At 67.2% G+C, this 2,142-nt stretch carries 3 protein-coding genes; 1 reads left to right on the forward strand and 2 read right to left on the reverse strand.

The window, feature by feature from the left end; all coding sequences use genetic code 11:
* Together AB5Z25_RS10810 and AB5Z25_RS10815 are read right to left on the reverse strand one after the other, a co-directional pair.
* The coding region (locus AB5Z25_RS10810; RefSeq protein ID WP_368135577.1) for a hypothetical protein at positions 1-272 on the reverse strand (272 nt) is incomplete at its 3' end.
* Between the two features lie 2 nt (positions 273-274).
* Positions 275-604 carry a hypothetical protein gene (locus AB5Z25_RS10815; RefSeq protein ID WP_368112890.1) on the reverse strand — a complete coding sequence of 110 codons (330 nt, stop codon included), beginning with the start codon at positions 602-604 and terminating at the stop codon, positions 275-277.
* Positions 605-952: 348 nt separating this feature from the next.
* On the opposite strand from AB5Z25_RS10815, the gene AB5Z25_RS10820 reads away from it, so the two are divergent.
* Positions 953-2,142: MobA/MobL family protein (locus tag AB5Z25_RS10820; RefSeq protein WP_368135578.1), on the forward strand; the 1,190-nt coding region annotated here is incomplete at its 3' end.

Here is a 2,142-nt window from a genome sequence, read left to right on the forward strand (position 1 = left end):
GACGCCGCGGCGTACCCGCGCTCATCGCCGCAGGCGGCGGCGCGGCTGTCGAGTGCGTCGCCGGGATCGTCCTCAAGTGCCGACCACAGTTCGACTTTCAGGCCGTCAGGGGAGACGCCCAAGTATTCCATGGTGATCGCTGCGCTGCCGTCGGCCCTGGTGTAATAGCTCTCGATCCTGCCGCGGCGAACGAACCCGGCGAACCTTCCTCCGTCTGAGTAGGTTACGGGGCGCCCCGCCGTGTCACGCTCGGGCGCGTAATAGAGTTTCACGTTCACTGTTGCTGGCCCCCGCCCTGCCTGCTGCCGCAGGCCGCGGCGATGTCCTCGCCTCGGGTCGATGTGCTGCCGTCGTTGTACCGCAGGCGCTGGTTCAGGACCTCGGACAGGATGGCGCGGCTGTCCTCGGTGTCGAACGTGAGGCCCGTGGCCTGTTCAAAGATGGCACCAACCTCGACCAGGCGGTGCGTCCTCGCCTTGCGCTCGGCCGCCGCCTGCCTCTGCTCGAGCTTCCTGATCTCCTTCTTGATCGCCGCAGCCTCGGCGGCCTTCTTCTCCGCAGCCGCCCTCTTCTTCGCGATCTGCTCGCTGATGGATGTCGTCATGCCCGTTCTCCTTGCTTGTCGTGGGGTGTCATTCACTTGCAAGTTTACCCCAATGCGCCGTACAATTTCACTAGTGGGACTCGTCACTACCAGAGGTAGTGCGCACTTCGCAGTACTTTTGCCGCGGCAAAAGTCCAGCGTGGCGTGCGGTCCTGCGGACGGCTCTCCGCCCACTCCATCGCGCCCGTTCGCCTTGGGCGGCTCACGTCCACGGTGGAGGGGCTGCGCGGTCGCGTCCCGCTCCCTTGCGCTCCGCGCTGCCAGCGCCATTCGCCGACCGCGGCTCATGGCACCAGCACCGCTGCGCAGGGCGCGACTGCGCCCTTTGCCAAGAAAGGAACTCGACCGATGGCTATCTATCACCTGAACGTGCGCGGCTGCTCCCCTGCCACCGGGGCGGGGGCCGTCAAGAAGGCTGCCTACCAGTCAGGCCAGACACTCATAGAGGAGCGCACGGGCGAGGTCTGCGACTACGCCAGAAAGGAACGCGTCCTGGACGAGGGCCTTGCCCTTCCCGCCGGCGTCCCGCCCGTGGGCCGCGGCGAGCTCTGGAACGAGGCCGAGCGCGTCTGGGTCGAGGGCGGCGGCGGCAAGACGCTCGTCGCGAAACGCTACGAATTCGCGCTGCCGATCGAGCTCGACGAGGACGGGCGCCGCGCCTGCGTGCGGGACTTCTGCGCCCTGTTCCCCGCGAAGGCCTGCGACTGGGCGATCCACGACAGCGCCCATGGCGGCAACCCACACGCGCATATATTGGTGTCCGCGCTCGACCTTGAAGCAGACGGTTTCGTGCAGAAAACCAAGGACGAGACGGGCCAGTGCTTCTATCTCTGCGAGAACGAACACGGGGACCGTATGCCCATCCGCGCGACGGAGTGGAAGTCGGCCAAGGCCGCGGGGTGGCAAAAGTTGTACAACTTCGAGGACGGCCAGCGCAGGACCATGAAGCAGGCCAAGGCCGAGGGGCTTGGCACCAAGGATAGGACCAGCAAGAGGCCAGTGCAGATGCACCGCAGGGAGGGGCAGAGCGCCTACGCCGTGGGCCGCGAGGAGATGGACGAGGTGCGCGAGGCCTGGGCGAAAATCGCCAACAGGCATCTGGCAGCCGCGGCCGCGGCGGTGGGCGTTGTGCCACAGGTCATCGACCATCGCAGTAATAAGGAAAGAGGTCTGGCCGAGGAACCGACGATTCACGAGGGTGGCGTCGGCCTGATCGGGCATGCCGACCGTGTGAAGCAGAACGATGAAATCAGGGCCCGTAACGAGCGCCTGCGCGTTCTCCGCGCCGAATTGCGCCAGGAGGGTGCCGAGCTTGAGCGGCTGCGCGACGAGGTCGCGACGCTCGAGCGCCAGCGCAACACCGCCGAGCAGGCGTGGCGCGTGCGTCCCAAGAAGGGCGAACGCAAGCGCAAGGCCGCGCTCGCGAAGCGCCGCCGCGTGGCCATGGCCACCGCTGCGGCCGCGGTTGAGGCCCAGCAGCGCGTCACTGCCGCGACTGCCGACCAGACCGACACCAAGGCCGAGATGCTGGGCCAGCT

The organism is Collinsella aerofaciens, assembly GCF_040910325.1.
GTDB lineage: Bacteria > Actinomycetota > Coriobacteriia > Coriobacteriales > Coriobacteriaceae > Collinsella > Collinsella aerofaciens_BL.

Bases quoted from the DNA above. Each gene is read 5' to 3' on its own strand.
- AB5Z25_RS10815 (WP_368112890.1), bottom strand. From the start codon at position 604: ATGACGACATCCATCAGCGAGCAGATCGCGAAGAAGAGGGCGGCTGCG.